The sequence below is a fragment of the Thermaerobacter sp. PB12/4term genome, from assembly GCF_003403315.2.
Lineage (GTDB): Bacteria > Bacillota > Sulfobacillia > Thermaerobacterales > Thermaerobacteraceae > Thermaerobacter.
Map to the genome: position 1 here is coordinate 64,115 of NZ_CP048407.1, position 14,870 is coordinate 78,984.

The 14,870-nt window shown below is 71.1% G+C and carries 15 protein-coding genes and 1 tRNA gene; 10 read left to right on the forward strand and 6 right to left on the reverse strand.

The window, feature by feature from the left end:
• Positions 1 to 110: 110 nt before the first annotated feature.
• From DYI95_RS00320 to DYI95_RS00335, 4 genes are all read left to right on the forward strand, one after another.
• Entirely contained in the window at positions 111 to 371 is a 261-nt protein-coding gene (locus DYI95_RS00320; protein ID WP_116899601.1) for a sigma factor-like helix-turn-helix DNA-binding protein, read from the forward strand.
• A gap of 571 nt (positions 372 to 942) precedes the next feature.
• Complete coding sequence (locus DYI95_RS00325; RefSeq protein WP_158555999.1) at positions 943 to 1,260, forward strand: septum formation initiator family protein; 318 nt, start codon at positions 943 to 945, stop codon at positions 1,258 to 1,260.
• Positions 1,261 to 1,299: 39 nt separating this feature from the next.
• Positions 1,300 to 1,383: transfer RNA gene (locus DYI95_RS00330), tRNA-Leu, on the forward strand.
• Positions 1,384 to 1,658: 275 nt separating this feature from the next.
• Positions 1,659 to 1,886, forward strand: coding sequence for an ABC transporter permease (locus tag DYI95_RS00335; RefSeq protein WP_116899599.1), 228 nt, complete (start codon positions 1,659 to 1,661; stop codon positions 1,884 to 1,886).
• A gap of 177 nt (positions 1,887 to 2,063) precedes the next feature.
• Here the strand turns inward: DYI95_RS00335 and DYI95_RS00340 are convergent, their stop codons facing one another.
• Positions 2,064 to 3,038, reverse strand: a complete 975-nt coding sequence (locus tag DYI95_RS00340; protein WP_116899598.1) for a Na/Pi symporter — start codon at positions 3,036 to 3,038, stop codon at positions 2,064 to 2,066.
• Positions 3,039 to 3,960: 922 nt separating this feature from the next.
• Positions 3,961 to 4,947 carry a thioredoxin-disulfide reductase gene (gene trxB / locus DYI95_RS00345; RefSeq protein ID WP_116899597.1) on the reverse strand — a complete coding sequence of 329 codons (987 nt, stop codon included), beginning with the start codon at positions 4,945 to 4,947 and terminating at the stop codon, positions 3,961 to 3,963.
• Between the two features lie 468 nt (positions 4,948 to 5,415).
• Between trxB and DYI95_RS00350 the strand changes: the two genes are divergently transcribed.
• The gene (locus DYI95_RS00350) at positions 5,416 to 5,907 is read left to right on the forward strand and encodes a flavin reductase family protein (RefSeq protein WP_116899596.1); all 492 of its coding nucleotides are present in this window, start codon (positions 5,416 to 5,418) and stop codon (positions 5,905 to 5,907) included.
• 189 nt (positions 5,908 to 6,096) lie between these two features.
• On the forward strand, positions 6,097 to 6,636 hold the full coding sequence (locus DYI95_RS00355) for a hypothetical protein (protein WP_116899595.1): 540 nt from the start codon (positions 6,097 to 6,099) through the stop codon (positions 6,634 to 6,636).
• A gap of 2 nt (positions 6,637 to 6,638) precedes the next feature.
• On the opposite strand, the gene sufU is transcribed toward DYI95_RS00355, so the two are convergent.
• The 4 genes from sufU to sufC form a co-directional block, all read right to left on the reverse strand.
• Positions 6,639 to 7,037: a Fe-S cluster assembly sulfur transfer protein SufU gene (gene sufU, locus DYI95_RS00360; protein ID WP_116899594.1), complete on the reverse strand. Its 399-nt coding sequence runs from the start codon at positions 7,035 to 7,037 to the stop codon at positions 6,639 to 6,641.
• Between the two features lie 97 nt (positions 7,038 to 7,134).
• Complete coding sequence (locus DYI95_RS00365) at positions 7,135 to 8,427, reverse strand: SufS family cysteine desulfurase (RefSeq protein WP_116899593.1); 1,293 nt, start codon at positions 8,425 to 8,427, stop codon at positions 7,135 to 7,137.
• A gap of 85 nt (positions 8,428 to 8,512) precedes the next feature.
• A complete protein-coding gene (gene sufD, locus DYI95_RS00370) occupies positions 8,513 to 9,835 on the reverse strand; it encodes a Fe-S cluster assembly protein SufD (RefSeq protein WP_116899592.1) in 1,323 nt (440 codons plus the stop codon).
• A gap of 27 nt (positions 9,836 to 9,862) precedes the next feature.
• The gene (gene sufC, locus DYI95_RS00375; RefSeq protein ID WP_116899591.1) at positions 9,863 to 10,642 is read right to left on the reverse strand and encodes a Fe-S cluster assembly ATPase SufC; all 780 of its coding nucleotides are present in this window, start codon (positions 10,640 to 10,642) and stop codon (positions 9,863 to 9,865) included.
• 247 nt (positions 10,643 to 10,889) lie between these two features.
• Between sufC and DYI95_RS00380 the strand changes: the two genes are divergently transcribed.
• The 4 genes from DYI95_RS00380 to sdhA all read left to right on the forward strand — a co-directional run bounded on the left by DYI95_RS00380 (position 10,890) and on the right by sdhA (position 14,786).
• Positions 10,890 to 11,978, forward strand: coding sequence for a M42 family metallopeptidase (locus tag DYI95_RS00380; RefSeq protein ID WP_116899590.1), 1,089 nt, complete (start codon positions 10,890 to 10,892; stop codon positions 11,976 to 11,978).
• A 295-nt stretch (positions 11,979 to 12,273) separates the two neighbouring features.
• Positions 12,274 to 12,639: a succinate dehydrogenase, cytochrome b556 subunit gene (gene sdhC / locus DYI95_RS00385; protein ID WP_116899589.1), complete on the forward strand. Its 366-nt coding sequence runs from the start codon at positions 12,274 to 12,276 to the stop codon at positions 12,637 to 12,639.
• Between the two features lie 11 nt (positions 12,640 to 12,650).
• Positions 12,651 to 13,028, forward strand: a complete 378-nt coding sequence (locus tag DYI95_RS00390) for a succinate dehydrogenase hydrophobic membrane anchor subunit (RefSeq protein ID WP_116899588.1) — start codon at positions 12,651 to 12,653, stop codon at positions 13,026 to 13,028.
• A 21-nt stretch (positions 13,029 to 13,049) separates the two neighbouring features.
• Complete coding sequence (gene sdhA, locus DYI95_RS00395; protein WP_116899619.1) at positions 13,050 to 14,786, forward strand: succinate dehydrogenase flavoprotein subunit; 1,737 nt, start codon at positions 13,050 to 13,052, stop codon at positions 14,784 to 14,786.
• The last annotated feature ends 84 nt before the right edge of the window (positions 14,787 to 14,870 follow it).

Sequence of the window (14,870 nt, forward strand, 5' to 3'; positions counted from 1 at the left end):
TCCCCCGGCGAACCGTACCCGGTACCTGCTGTATAAAGTTTGTCCACAGTATGTGTGTAATTTGTGGATAACCTCGCCTGAGGGCTGACGTCGGGGGTCGCCAGCCGGCCATGCGCATCGAGATTCGCGGGGCCGAGCGCCTGAGCTTTCGTGAGCGCCAGGTGGTCGTCCTGAAGGAGACGGGCTACAGCACCGAGCTCATCGCCCGCCGCCTGGGGCTGGCGCCCGGCACCGTGGCCACCCTCTACAACCGGGCGCGCAGCAAGGGCTACGAGGTGGTCATCGTCGTCGACGGCGACCCGCTGCGGCTGTTCGGTGAGGGCGACGAGGAAGCCCTGGACGGTGAAGGCGGCGGCGAAGAGGTCCGCTAAAGGGCGCCTGACCGCAGCTTGCCAGCACCACCGGGGCACCGAGGGGCAGCAAGGGCCGGCCAGAGACGGCAAGGGGCCGTGGATCTGGCGAGCCTGCCCCCGGGCCGTCCCCGGACAGGGACTTGAGGGTACCGTGCCAGGGTCACAGGCCAGGGTGACGCAGGGAGGTTGGGCAGGGATGCCGGTTCGTCCCGTGGGGACTCGCTGGATGCGCCTGGGGGAGCCGGGGTGGATGGGCCGGGAGGGTGACGGCGGGGCTCCCAGCGCCGGGGAAGCGTCCCGGGCGGAGCGTGACGGATGCGGTCCCGGTGCCGTGCCGGACGGTGGCGTCCTGGCTGACGCCGGGCCCAGCTCGCCCAACCCTCCGAGCCGGGCTCGGATCACCGGCCGGGGCGCCCCGCAGAGCCGGGCGGTGGCGCACCGCGCCGCGGGGGCTTCCGTCACGCCCCTGCGGCCGGTACCGGGAGGCCGTGGTGCCCGTGCGGGGCGCGCCGTTGCCGGGTTCCACCGCGGTCCTGGGCAGGCAGCCGGTCCGGGTTGGCCGCCCGGGGCCGGTGGGCGTGGGGCGCCGGTGCCCGAGCCGGGGAGCCGCCCCGTACGGCGGCGTCTCCGGCTTCGCTTGGGGCGGCTGGCCGCAGCGGTGGTGGCCGCCTACCTGCTCTCGGGGCTGATCCTTCAGCAGTGGGCCCTCTGGCAGGCGCGCCAGGACCTGCGCGCTCTGGACCGGCAGGTCCAGGCCCTGCGCGACCGCGCGGCCGAACTGGAGGCGGCCCGCCGGCGGGTCCAGGATCCAGCCTACGTGGACGAGACGGCCCGGCGCCGCCTGGGGCTGGTTCAGCCGGGTGAGACGGTCATCCAGCTGGTGGACGAGCCTGCAGCGGCGCACTAGAATTAAGGGCGCGGCGCCCCCCGGCGCTGCGCCTCTCCGGCCGGGGTGTCGGAATCGGCAGACGAGGCGGACTTAAAATCCGCTGGGCGCAAGCCCGTGTGGGTTCGAGACCCACCCCCGGCACAGGCCGGACAATCCGGTCTCCCGCCATGAGCAGCGGTCGTTGTCGCCACCGGCCCGCGCCGTTGACCCGGCCCCGCGGGCCGTTTTTCTAATCTCTTTCCGATCCGCCAGATGGAACGGCTGGGGCGAGCCCAGGGCCGAGCTCAGGGGCGAGCCAGGGGCCAGGGGGCTGGTCTGGCGTAGCGGTGTCCACGGCCCGGCTGGCGGTGCCATCGCCTGGCTGGTCGCGGGGCGCTGCGCCTGTTACCATCGGAAGGGTGGGAGGTGGAGATGGCATGGACGGAGAGCTTGGAACCCTGCTGCTCAAGCTGGTCCTCGCCCTGGTGGGCGGCGGCCTCACCATCGTTGGCCTTGCCGGCCTGATTCAGGGCAGCCTTTCGAGCCTGCGAGTGCCCAACCGGGTCGTGGCCACGGTGGTGTTCGTCGTGGGCCTGGCGCTGGTCACCATCTTCGGTGAGCCGGATCTGGTCACCAAGATCATGGCCGCTATGGGCGGCTCCTGAGCCTGAAAACGAAAGCGCCGGCAGCCCCCGCGGCCCGAGAGGGGCGCCTCGCCCTCGCGCCGGAGAGACCTGGCACAGGCCAGACTTCATCCCCCGTCGCCTGTGGGGTGGCGCGGGATTCGCCCATGCGCGGTGCCCATGCCGCCGAACGCTCTGGAGAACGAACCAGCCACGCCGTCACGCTGGAGGCGGGCCGCCGCTTGGTGCCCGCCTTTTTTCGTCCCCCACCCAGGGCCAGATCAGCACAGCTCCCAGCACGTTGAAGAGCGTGTGGGCCCAGGCCACCTGGCGAGCAGGGTCGGGGGACAGCCCGCGCGCCACGGCGGCCAGCAGGGGCCCCAGGGGAACTGCCGCCAGCGCGTTCAGCAGGTTCATCCCCAGGTGGAACAGGGCCAGGTCCAGGGCCGACCCCCGCAACAGCAGGCCCGCCAGCAAGACGTCGCTGGTCGTCCCCACGTTGGCGCCGTAGACCACCGGCAGGGCCTGTTCCATCCGGAGGAACCCGGCGGAGACGGCACGTTGCAGCACGGCCAGCACCGCGCTGCTGGACAGGGCCACGCCGGAGAGGACGAGGCCGGCGGCGAATCCGGCCCAGGGCTGCTGGACCCAGGCCAGCCAGGCCGGTACCAGGCTCCCCGCCGGGCCGGCCGGACCCGAGGCGGTGCCGGCTGGACCGGCCAGGGTCGCCAGGACGCGGCCCAGACCGTCCAGCGCGGCCAGGGCGGCCCCCAGGCCCAGGGCGGCCAGGCCCGCAGCCCGCAGCGACGGCCGGCGCCAGCCCAGGACCGCGGCCACCAGCCCGCCGCCGGCCAGCAGGGTGGCCAGGCCCAGGTGGGGCGCGGCCGTGAGGTGGGCGGTGAGGGTGGTCCCCAGATTGGCCCCCACCAGGGCGGCGCGGCCCGCCGGCCGCCGCACCCAGCCCGCTGCGGCCGCTGCTAACAAGAGCAGGCTGAAGGTGCTGGATGACTGCAACAGGGCGGTGACGGCTAGGCCGGCCATCAGCCCCTGCCAGGGGCCGGCATCCTGCAGGCGCTGTACCGCGTCATCCAGCCGGTGGCCCGCGGCCTGCCGCAGGCCCCAGGTCATCAGCGTCAGGCCTGCCGCAAGGCCGCCCAGGTGAAGGACGACGCCGATCCAAAAGGGTGTGCCCAACGGTTCCACCTTCTCCGGCGCATGGCGAGGCGGCGCTTCCGGGGGCGCTTCCGGCCATGCGGCGGGCCGCTGCCGCCCGGGCCAGGTGCTTCTCCTGAGCAGAGTCCGTCCGGCAGGACGGCATCCTTGTTCCCGGCGCCTGGTCCAGGTTTATGACGCGCGCCGGCGCGGTAGGTGGCCCATGGGTAGGTGGCCTCTAAAGGGGCGCGGCCGCCGGCCCGGGCGGGTGCCCGGCGCAGAGGGGGAACCGGCCCCCGTCCCGTTGTGCAGAAGAAAGGGTGCCTGGCTGGGGAATCTCCCCCGTGCCGCCGGAGAGGGCATCCGGAGCGCTGGTGAACGAAGGCTGGCTGAGATGCCGGGGGCAAGCGGAGGCCGGACAAGGAGGCGGCCGGTGAGAGGTGGCGGGAGAAGGTTCCGTTGGGAGTGCGGCTGGCCAGCAGGATGGGCCGCCTGGGCAGCGGCGCGGAGGCAAAACACCCGAGGCCGGCCAAAGGCCCGGGGGCCCGGCCAACCGCCAGCGCGACCAGCCACAACGACGCCCGGGGCCGGCCGCCGCGCGGCGACCGGCCCCGGGAGACGGCTCTTGTTACGCGAGGCGCGCGAGCGCGCGCTAGCGGCGGATCAGACGGGCAACCAGCATGGCCGCTGCGGCACCCACCGCCGAGATCACCCAGTTGGGGATTCGGGTCTTGGCCCGGGTGCGCATGCTCAGGCGCATGGGACCACCCCCGTCGCTAGCGTGTGCGGCGCAGGCGGCCCGCTCCCCTGGGAATGCCTAGTGCCGGCCACCGGCCTCCGGATAACCCGGCATGGATCCCACGCCTGGATTCATGTGCCCTCATCGCGCGGCAGCCGGACCGGCTCCCGGTTCGGTCGCCCGGGTCCGGCGACGGGCCCGCACGGGACACCCGGAACCGCCAGCCTAGCGGCCGCCGGTGGATGCCGCATCCTGGCCCTGGGCGGCCGGCACCGCGCCGGCGGGCGGCACCACGTCACTGGTCCCTTCCAGGAACCAGGCGGCCTCCATGGCGGCCTTGCACCCCTCCGCCGCCGCCGTCACCGCCTGGCGGTAGCGGTGGTCGCGCACATCCCCCGCCACGAAGACGCCCGGGATGCTGGTGCGCGGGCCGTCGGCGATGACGTAGCCGCGTTCGTCCAGGTCCAGATGGCCCCGCAGGAAGTCGGTGTTGGGCTTGTGGCCGATGGCCACGAAGACGGCAGCGCACGGGATCTCGCTGGTCTGTCCGGTCTTCACGTTGCGAACGCGCACGCCTTCGACCTTCTCTTCGCCCAGGATGTCCTCGACCACCGAATCCCAGACGAAGCGGATCTTGTCGTTGGCCATGGCCCGCTCCTGCATGATCTTGCTGGCGCGCAGCCGGTCGCGGCGGTGGACCACCGTCACCGAGCGGCAGATGCGGGCCAGGTAGAGGGCCTCTTCCATGGCGGTGTCGCCGCCGCCCACCACCACCACGTCCTGATCCCGGAAGAAGGCCCCGTCACAGGTGGCGCAGCTGGAGACGCCGCGGCCCATGAGCCGCTTCTCGCTGGGCAGGCCCAGCCACTTGGCCGAGGCGCCCGTGGCCAGGATCACGGCGTCGGCCTCCAGCTCCGTGGAACCGACCTGAAGGCGGAAGGGCCGGCGGCTGAAATCCACGCCGGTCACATCACCGTCGACGAACCGGGCCCCGGCCCGCTCGGCTTGCTGGCGCATGCGGGCCATCAGGTCGGGCCCCAGGATCCCCTCGGGAAAGCCTGGGAAGTTCTCCACCTCGGTGGTGAGCATCAGCTGGCCGCCGGCTTCCCACCCCGCCACGACGGTCGTATCCAGGTTGGCCCGGGCGGCGTAGATCGCCGCCGTCAGGCCGGCGGGGCCGGAGCCGACGATGACCACACGCTGGGAGGACATATTTCCTCACCTGCCTTCCGCCAACATTTTATATCAAGATGCCTGGCAACACCCGGTAGCCCGCGCCGGTGGCGCTCCGGCAGCGCAGGTGGCCGGAGTGCCCGGCGTCGGACCGGCCGCTGCAGGCAGACACTTGCCCCGGCAGATGCTGCCGTCGGGCGCAAGCTTGCGGCAGGCCCGGAGCACCGCCTACCCAGGCGTGGGCGCGGCCCTGAGGGCGCTGGGCCTGCCCGGCGGCGCCGGGGCTCGAGCCGCCACCTCCCGGCAGCCACCGGTTTTTGCCGCCTACCCCGCCCTTCGGATATGATGAAGAGCGGGTTGCAGCCCGCCGGCGTGCCGGCGGCGGTCGCAGGACCCGCCCCCGGTGGCAGTCCGGCCGGCACCTTGCCGGCGCGGTGCCGCGGGGGCGCGCCCTGCGACCGGAGACGGCCGCCCACCGCGGGTTGCCCCGCGGAAGGAGGGCGCCAGATGCCGATCGTTCCCCAGTTGCTGCGCCAGGCCATGGGGCAGTTTGCCACGGGGGTCACCCTGATCACCGCCGAGGTGCAGGGGGCCGTTCACGCCATGACGGCCAATGCGGTGACGTCGGTGTCCCTGGAGCCGCCCCTGGTCCTGGTGTGCGTGGGACGGGACCGGGTCATGCACGGCGTGCTGGAGCAGGCGGGACGGTACGGGATCAACGTCCTGTCCGCCGAACAGGAGCCCCTGGCCCGGTACTTTGCGCGCCAGACCGACCAGGAACCGCCCTATCGATTTCTGAAGGAAGCGCCCCGGGCGCCCCGCCTGGAAGGCGCCCTGGCCTACCTCGATTGCCGCATCGTGGAGCGCTTGCCCGGTGGCGACCACACCATCTTCCTGGCCGAGGTGGACCACGCCGAAGTCCAGGGTGGCGATCCGCTGCTGTTCTTCGCCGGCCGCTACGCCCGGCTGGCCGGCCAGCCGGCACCCACGGCCCGCTAGGCACCCCTGGGGTAGCGGCCGGCCCGGCGCCCGTGGATGGCGGCAGCCGGCCCCCGGCTCGCCGCACACCCGGCGCTCCAGGCCGCGTCCCGGCGGCCGCACCTTACCGGGCGGGATCGCCGGCCGGCGCGGGCCGGTGCACGGGTGACCGCCGTGGGATCGCCGACATGGCAAAAGGGGGAGCTGCAGGTGGACGAACGCGGCCAGCCGCCAGCGGTTCCGGGGCCTGGCGCCTGGACCGGGCGGGACTCCTTCCTGGCCTGGACCAAAAGCCGGCGGGCGGAGGAGCTGCTGAACCGCCTTCCGGAGGCGGCGCGGAAGGGCTGGACCTTCGAGCGGCTGGTCGAGCTGCTCACGGCGCTGGGGCTCACCCAGCCCCGGCAGTATTTGGAGGCGGGCTGGTGGGTCCCGGAGGCCGTGCGGCGGGACCCGCCCCACTCGGAAGCCCTTTACCAGCGGGTCCAGGAGGCCATGGCGGCGGGGCGCCTTCCCCCCGCCGGCGCGCCGTACACGTGGGACGACATCCGGCGGCTGGTGGAGCTCTGCGGCTTTACGGCCGACCAGCTGCTGGCCCAGCTGGCCTATGTGTACGCCCTGACCATGGGCGAGACCATCTTTGTCGAGACGGCCGCGCGGGTTGCCAGTGCGCCGGCCGAAGGCCAGGGCGCTCGTCCCTCCGAAGGGCGGGGCGCGGGTCCCCCCGGAGACCAGAAGGGGGGCCAGGCCTGAGGTCAAGCCGGGCCCCCGGCTTGTTCCGCCTCATACCGGTAGATGCCGGCCTGCAGGACCTTCAGAGCCAGCAGGGCGCACTTGAGCCGCACCGGGCTCAAGGGAATGCCCAGGAGGGCCAGGACGTCGTCCTTGTCCATGGCCTTGATCTCCTCCAGGGTCTTGCCCTGGACCGCTTCGGTCAGCATGGAAGCCGACGCCTGGCTGATGGCGCAGCCGCGGCCGTCAAAGGCGGCTGCTTCCACCCTCCCCTGGGGATCCAGCCGTACCTCAAAGCGCACCTGGTCGCCGCAGAGGGGGTTCAGATCCTCGTGCCGGATCTGGGCTCCCTCCAGGTGGCCGCGGTTGCGCGGGTTGCGGTAGTGGTCCAGGATGTTTTCCCGGTAGAAATCGCTGCCCACGGATGATGCCTCCCCAACAGGCCGTCCCCGTGCTCCGCCGGGCAGCCGTCCCGGACTCCTGGCTGGGGGGCGGCGCCCGGGCGCCTTCTTCAGGCGTTCAGGGGCCGGTCAGCAGGCGCCGGGCCTTTTCGATACCGTCAACCAGCCGGTCCACGTCGTCCCGGTCATTATAGATGTAGAAGCTGGCCCGGGCGGTGGCGACCACGCCCAGGTGGCGATGCAGGGGCTGGGTGCAGTGGTGGCCGGCCCGGATGGCCACGCCCTCGCCGTCCAGCACCTGGGCCAGGTCGTGGGGGTGGACTCCCTCCAGGGTGAAGCTGATCACACCGCCCCGGTGTTCGGGGCCCGGGCCATAGAGGATCAGGCCCGGCACCTGTTGCAGCCGCTCCCAGGCGTAGCGCACCAGCTCGCGCTCGTGGGCGGCCACCGCCTCCAGACCCAGCCGCTGCAGGTAGTCCAGGGCCGCGGTGAAGGCCGCCGCCTCGGCGATGGGGGGCGTCCCTGCCTCGAAACGCTGGGGCGGATCGGCCCAGGTGGACCGGTCCACCTCCACCCGCCGGATCATCCCGCCCCCGCCCAGCAGGGGTTCCATCTCGGCCAGCCGCTCCCGGCGGCCGTAGAGCACGCCCAAGCCGGTGGGGCCCAGCATCTTGTGGGCGGAAAAGGCCAGGAAGTCGGCCCCCAGGGAACCCACGTCCACGGGCAGGTGGGGGACGCTCTGGGCCCCATCCACCACCACCACCGCGCCGGCGGCGCGGGCTTGCCGGGCCAGCTCCGGAACGGGATTGATGGTGCCCAGGACGTTGGACATGTGGGCCAGGGCCACCACCCGGGGGCGGTGGGCCTCCAGGAGACGGGTGAAGGCTTCCCTGTCCAGCCGCCCGTCGGGCGTCAGCGGCACGGCCCGCAGCTGGAATCCTCCCCGGGCCGCCACCTGCTGCCACGGCACCAGGTTGCTGTGGTGCTCCATCAGGGTGACCAGGATGGTATCCCCGGGCCGCAGGTGATGGAAGGCCCAGCCCCAGGCGACCATGTTGAGGGCTTCCGTGGTGCCGCGGGTGAAGACGATTTCGTCCTCGCAGGCACCCAGGAAGGCGGCGGTACGGGCCCGGGCTCCCTCGTATGCCGCCGTCGCCTCCTCGGCCAGGGTGTGGATGCCCCGGTGGACGTTGGCGTTGCTTTCGCGGTAGAACGCGGCCAGGGCGTCGATGACCGCGGCGGGCTTCTGGGAGGTGGCGGCGCTGTCCAGGTAGGCCAGCGGGCGCCCGTGCACGGTCCTCTGCAGGATGGGAAAGTCGCGGCGCAGGACCGCCGGGTCGAAGGCGGGTGCGCCCTTCGCGCCGGCCGGTGAAACCGGGTCACCGGCCGGTGGCTGAACGGAGGTGGCCATGGCCCCAGGCCTCCTTGCATCGCGGGGGTCGAGGGCGCGAGCGCGGGCCGTCCCGGCCCGCGCTCGCCGCCTGCGCGACTCCTTTTCAGACCACCTTTTCCAGGACCAGCTCGCTGATGCGTTCCTGGGCCGCCTCGTTGGGGATCTTGCCCAGGAGCGGCTCAAAGAAGCCGCTGACCAGCAGGCGCCGGGCCTGCTTTTCGTCCAGGCCGCGGCTGCGCAGGTAGAACAGCTGCTCCTGGTCGATCTGGCCCACGGTGGCACCGTGGCTGGCCTTGACATCGTCGGCCTCGATCTCGAGGCTCGGGATATCGTCCAGCACCTTTGCCTCGGGCGAGAGGATCAGGGTGTTGCTGCTCAGGTAGTCCTCGCTCTTGTGGGCGCCCCGATCGATGCGGATCAGCCCCTGGTAGACCAGCCGGGAGGAGCCCGTCAGGATGCCCCGGGCCGTCATGTTGCCGAAGGTGCTGGGAGCACCGTGCCGGCTGCGGGTAAAGAGGTCGAAGTGCTGCTGGCCCGCCGCGGCGTAGGCCAGGATGTGCTCCATGCTGGCGCCGGGCTCGACCATATCCAGGAAGAACTGGTGGCGGGTCTGGCTCCCGCCGAAGAAGCCCGTGGTGACCAGCAGGGTCGCATCCCGCCGGACCACGCCGGCCTTCTGGGAAAACTCCCGCACCGGGCCGCGCCAGTTCTGAAAGCTGACGTAATTCAAGCGGGCGGCCGGCTGCACGTGAATCTCCAGCTGGCCGGTGTAGAGGGCCGCTTCCGCCAGGTCATGGGCGTCGCTCTCGTCGAACAGGGTCGCCTCGGCCTGCTCGTCCAGCACCACCAGGCCGTGGCCGGAGACGCTGGCACCCGCCGCCCGGCCGGTGATCAGGTTGACCAGGTAGATCGGCTTTTCCACCACCAGGCCCCGCGGCACGTAGACGAAGAAGCCCCCGGTCCAGAAGGCCGCGTGCAGGGCGGCGAACCGGTCGGCACCGGCGTCCAGGCCGCTCTGCATGAAATACTTCTGCACCAGTTCCCCGTGGGTCCGGGCAGCGGTGTGCAGGTCGGTGACCACGAGCCCCCGTTCGGCCAGGGCCGGGTCCAGGTGGGTCACCTCCACGCGGCCATCCACCTGGACGGCGATGGCGGCGGCCTCCGCCGCGGGCGGCAGGGAGGCCTCGGCCCAGGCCGGCAGCGCCGAGGCCGGCGCCACGGGCCGGAGCCGCTCCAGCTTCAGGTCATCCACCCGGGTATGCCGCCAGGACGGCAGGGGCAGCTCGGAAAAGATGCGGAAGGCTTCCCGCCGGCGCTCCACCAGCCAGTCGGGCTCGTCGTGGGCGCGAGCGATGCGGTCCACCAGTTCGGCCGTGAACCCCTGCGCCTGCGCCAGGGTTTCCAGGTTGTCCACGGACTTGGCCATCGTCCTTCCCCTCCTGCCTCGGCGGCCTCAGCCGACCTGCGCCTTGATCCAGTCGTAACCCTTGGCTTCCACCTCTTCGGCCAGCTCACGGCCGCCGGAACGGACGATGCGCCCGTCGACCATGATGTGGACGAAATCGGGCTCAATGTACTGCAGGATGCGCTGGTAGTGGGTAATGATGATGGCGCCCAGCTCCGGCCCCCGCAGGCTGTTGAAGACCCGGGCCACGTCCTTGAGGGCGTCGATGTCCAGACCGGAGTCCGTCTCGTCCATGATGGCGAACTTGGGCTTCAGCACCGCCATCTGGAGCATCTCGCCCTTCTTCTTCTCGCCGCCGGAGAAGCCTTCGTTCAGGTAGCGGCGCGTGAAGGAGGGATCCCAGCGCAACTGCTCCAGGGCACCCTCGATCTCCTTTTGCAGGGCAGCCAGGGCGGCCAGGTTCTTCCCCGACCCGGCGGGGCCCGCCGGCGCTTCGCCCCGCACGGAGTTCACTGCGGTGCGCAGGAAGTTGGCCACGGTCACGCCGGGCACTTCCTGAGGATACTGGAAGGCGAGGAACAGGCCCTTGCGCGCCCGCTCGTCCGGCGGTAGCTCCAGCAGGTTCTCGCCGTCCAGAAGGACCTCGCCGCCGGTCACCTCGTAGCGGGGGTGGCCCATCAGGGTGTACGCCAGCGTGCTCTTGCCGGACCCGTTGGGGCCCATGATGGCGTGGACCTCGCCCTGGCGGACCGTCAGGTTCACGCCCTTGAGGATTTCCTTGTCTTCAACGTTGCAGCGCAGCTCGCGGATCTCCAGCGTCGACGCCATCGGCGTGACCTCCTTCGTCAGCCGGCACGCATCGCCGCCGCCCGGAGGCGGCGGCGGCCGGGGCTTTTGATGGCCAGTTCTCAATTTATAATACTTTTAAATGCCGGGGCTGGCAAACACGGCCGGGGGAAGGGCGGAAGCGCAGGCCCCCGGCCGGGGCCGCCGCCGACCCCAGCGGGAAGGCGCCGGCGGGGGCCGGCCCCGGGGCCATGGCAGGGCCATGGTGATCGCGAAAGGATGGATGCCGATGGCCGACTGGCAGCATACCGCCCGGCTTTTAGAGGAACTGGCCGAGGCGCCGGGCGTACCCGGCGAGGAGGATGCGGTCCGGCAGGTGCTGCGCCGGTACCTGGCGCCGGTGGCGGAGCTGGAGCAGGACCACCTGGGCAGCCTCATCGCCCGGCGGCAGGGCAGCGCCCTGCGGCCCCGGGTGTTGCTGGCGGCCCACATGGACGAAGTGGGCTTCATGGTCCGGCGCATCACCGACGAGGGTTTCATCAAGTTCCAGCCCCTGGGCGGCTGGTGGGGGCAGGTCCTCCTGGCCCAGCGGGTGGTGATCCACACCCGCAAGGGCCCGATCCTCGGGGTGATCGGTTCCAAGCCGCCCCACCTCTTGCCGGCCGACGAGCGCAAGAAGCCCGTGGAACTCAAGGCGATGTTCATCGACATCGGCGCCCGCAGCCGCCAGGAAGCCGAGGAGTGGGGCATCCGCCCGGGCGATCCGGTGGTGCCCTACGGGCCCTTCACCCGCCTCCGCAACCCCGAGCTGGTCCTGGCCAAGGCCCTGGACGACCGGGCGGGCTGTGCCATCATCGTCCGGGTGATGGAAGAACTGGCCGCGGGCGGCCACCCCAACACGGTCTACGGGGTGGCCACGGTGCATGAAGAGGTGGCCCGCACCGGCGGTGGTGCCCGGACCTCGGCCTTTGCCGTGGACCCCGACGTGGCCATCGCCGTGGACGTGGGCATCGCCGGCGACATGCCCGGCGTTGAGCCCGATGAAGCCCAGAGCCGCCTGGGCCGCGGGCCCACGGTGCTGCTGTACGACAGCAGCATGGTGCCCCACCGGCGGCTCCGGGACCTGGTGGCCGAGACGGCGGAGGCCGAGGGCATTCCCTACCAGTTCGACATGATGCCGGGCGGAGCCACCGACGCCGGGTTCTTCCACGTGCACGGGCGCGGCGTCCCTTCGGTGGTGGTGGGGCCGCCGGCCCGGTACGTCCACAGCCACGGCGCCATCGTGCACCTGGCGGACGTGGAGCACACGGTGCGGCTTCTGGTGGCCCTGGTCAAACGGCTGGATGAGGCGACGGTGGCGGCGTTGCGCCAGGGTTAGCAGCCCGGGTGCGGCGAGCCTCCCGCCAGGGCGGGAGGCGGGCCCGTCACCGGCCAGCTTGCCGGCCCGCTTACCGGCCGGCTGAAGACCGGCTGAGGACCGGCGGGGCGAAGTTGACTTCGCCCCGCCGCTGTTCTTACTTTGAGTTGGGAAGGCAGGAAAACCCCTGCAAGGGCGGCAGCGCCGGTTCTTTTCTTTTCGCAGGCGGGTTGTCGGGTAGGCGGGTTGTCCGCAGCGGGTTGCCGGTGGCGGGGTTTCCAGGACGGTCGCCAGCTTGCTCGAGAGGAGGGTCGGGATGGGCCTCTACCGCGGCTACCGCGGCAGCCAGGGCCAGTGGGCGTGGATGCTCCACCGGCTGAGCGGCGTGGGCATCATGCTCTTTTTGATGATGCACATCGTCGACACCTTCCTGGCCGGGTTCGGACCGCAGGTGTACAACCACGTCATGGCCATCTACAAGGCACCGCTGTTCATGGTGCTCGAGGTGGTGCTGGTTGGCGGCGTGGTGTACCATGCGGTCAACGGCCTGCGGGTGATCATCATCGACTTCTGGCCCAACGCGCTGCGGTGGCACAAGTCGCTGATCGTTGCGGAAGTGATCGTCTTCCTGGTGCTCTTCATCCCGGCGGCGGTCATCATGCTGGGCCGCCTCTTCGGCTAGGGGGTGGCGGGGTGTCGTACGGCGAAGGCAGCTCGCGCCCGGCCAGCGGGTTCGAGTTGTGGTCCTGGTTCTTCATGCGCATCTCCGGCCTGCTTCTCATCTTCCTCGTCCTGGGACACCTCTACATCATGCACATCCTCAACAGCGTGGAAATCATCGACTACAACTTCGTCGCCCGGCGCTGGGCCAACATCGGCTGGCGCACCTACGACTGGGTGATGCTGGCCCTGGCGCTCTTCCATGGGGCCAACGGGATCCGGGTCATCATCGACGACTACGCCCACCGGCCGGGATGGCGCACCTTCTGGATGGTGCTGCTTTACGTGGTGACGTTCATCCTGCTGGTGCTGGGTACCGTGGTCCTGGTGACCTTCCCGTTCCCGGCCTGATCGGGGGTGTCTGCGATTCGTATCCACCGGCATCAGTTTGACGCCGTCATCGTCGGGGCCGGCGGCGCCGGTCTGCGCGCGGCGGTGGAACTGGCCAAGTATCCCGACCTCAAGGTGGCCGTGGTCAGCAAGCTCTACCCCTCCCGCTCCCACACCGGCGCGGCCCAGGGCGGTATCGGCGCGGCCCTGGGCAACATCGAAGAAGACCACTGGGAGTGGCACATGTTCGACACGGTGAAGGGCAGCGACTACCTGGGTGACCAGGACGCCATCGAGGTGATGTGCAAGGAAGCGCCCGAAGCCGTGTACGAGCTGGAGCACATGGGCTTGCCCTTCAGCCGCACCGAGGACGGCCGGATCAACCAGCGGCGCTTCGGCGGGCACACCAAGGAGTTCGGCAAGGCCCCCGTCCACCGCTCCTGCTTCGCTGCCGACCGCACCGGCCACATGATCCTACAGACCCTCTACCAGCAGTCCATCAAGCACGGCGTCCGCTTCTTCGACGAGTTCCACGTGGTCGACCTGGTGATGGACGGGCGGCGGGTGGCCGGGGTGGTGGCCATCGAGCTGGCCACGGGCGATCTGCACGTCTTCCATGCCAAGGCGACGCTGTTCGCCACCGGCGGTGCCGGCCGCATGTTCAAGGTCACCAGCAACGCGCTGGCCTTGACGGGCGACGGCTTGGCCATCGCCTTCCGCCACGGCATCCCCCTGGAAGACATGGAGTTCTTCCAGTTCCACCCCACGGGCATCTACCGCCTGGGGATCCTGATCACCGAAGGGGCTCGGGGCGAGGGCGGCATCCTGCGCAACCGGCACGGCGAGCGGTTCATGGAGCGGTACGCGCCCACCATCAAGGACCTGGCGCCCCGCGACGTGGTCTCGCGGGCCATCTACCTGGAGATCCGCGAGGGGCGCGGCATTGACGGCAAGGACTACGTCCACCTGGACCTGACCCACCTGAGCCGGGACGTGATCGAGACGCGCCTGCCCGACATCACCGACTTCGTCCGCACCTACCTGGGCATCGACCCGGTGGAGGAACCCATCCCCATCCAACCCACCGCCCACTACGAGATGGGCGGCATCCCGACCGACGTGGACGGGCGGGTGATCTGGGACGCGAAGAACACGCCCGTGGAAGGCTTCTACGCCGCAGGCGAATGCGCGTGCGTCTCGGTGCATGGGGCCAACCGCCTGGGCACCAACTCCCTCCTGGACCTGGTGGTGTTCGGCCGGCGGGCCGGCCGCCACATGGCCCGGTATGCCCGCGAGTCGGACTGGCCGGCCCTGCCCGGCGATGCGACCGACTGGGCCCGGGAGCAGGTGGAGCGGTTCCTCACCCGCCAGAAGGGCGAGAAGATCGGTGCCATCCGGGCACGGTTGCAGGAAGAGATGATGGACAAGGCCGGGGTCTTCCGTACGGAAGAGGGCCTGACGGAGATGGAGGGCATCCTGAAGGAGCTGGAGGCCCAGTACCAGGAGGCCGCCATCGACGACCGCGGCCGCATGTACAACACGGACCTGCTGGAGGCCCTGGAACTGGGCAACCTGCTGGAGTGCGCGCGGGCGACGGTGGTGGCCGCCCGGAACCGGAAGGAAAGCCGGGGTGGGCACGCCCGCGAGGACTACCCCAAGCGCGATGACGCCAACTGGCTCAAGCACACGCTGCTCTACCGGGAGCCCGACGGGTCGGTCCGGATCGACTACAAGCCGGTGGTCATCACGCGCTTCCAGCCCCAGGAGCGCAAGTACTGAATCCGGGGGAGGCCGGCGGGTCTTGCGGTGGCGGCCTGGCCAGCCCGGCGGCAGGAGGGCCGTCCCGGGGGTGGCGGCGGCCCC

Bases quoted from the DNA above. Each gene is read 5' to 3' on its own strand.
- sufD (WP_116899592.1), bottom strand. From the start codon at position 9,835: ATGGCCAAGTCCGTGGACAACCTGGAAACCCTGGCGCAGGCGCAGGGG.
- DYI95_RS00380 (WP_116899590.1), top strand. From the start codon at position 10,890: ATGGCCGACTGGCAGCATACCGCCCGGCTTTTAGAGGAACTGGCCGAG.
- sdhC (WP_116899589.1), top strand. From the start codon at position 12,274: ATGGGCCTCTACCGCGGCTACCGCGGCAGCCAGGGCCAGTGGGCGTGG.
- DYI95_RS00335 (WP_116899599.1), top strand. From the start codon at position 1,659: ATGGACGGAGAGCTTGGAACCCTGCTGCTCAAGCTGGTCCTCGCCCTG.
- trxB (WP_116899597.1), bottom strand. From the start codon at position 4,947: ATGTCCTCCCAGCGTGTGGTCATCGTCGGCTCCGGCCCCGCCGGCCTG.
- sufC (WP_116899591.1), bottom strand. From the start codon at position 10,642: ATGGCGTCGACGCTGGAGATCCGCGAGCTGCGCTGCAACGTTGAAGAC.
- DYI95_RS00365 (WP_116899593.1), bottom strand. From the start codon at position 8,427: ATGGCCACCTCCGTTCAGCCACCGGCCGGTGACCCGGTTTCACCGGCC.
- DYI95_RS00350 (WP_116899596.1), top strand. From the start codon at position 5,416: ATGCCGATCGTTCCCCAGTTGCTGCGCCAGGCCATGGGGCAGTTTGCC.
- DYI95_RS00320 (WP_116899601.1), top strand. From the start codon at position 111: ATGCGCATCGAGATTCGCGGGGCCGAGCGCCTGAGCTTTCGTGAGCGC.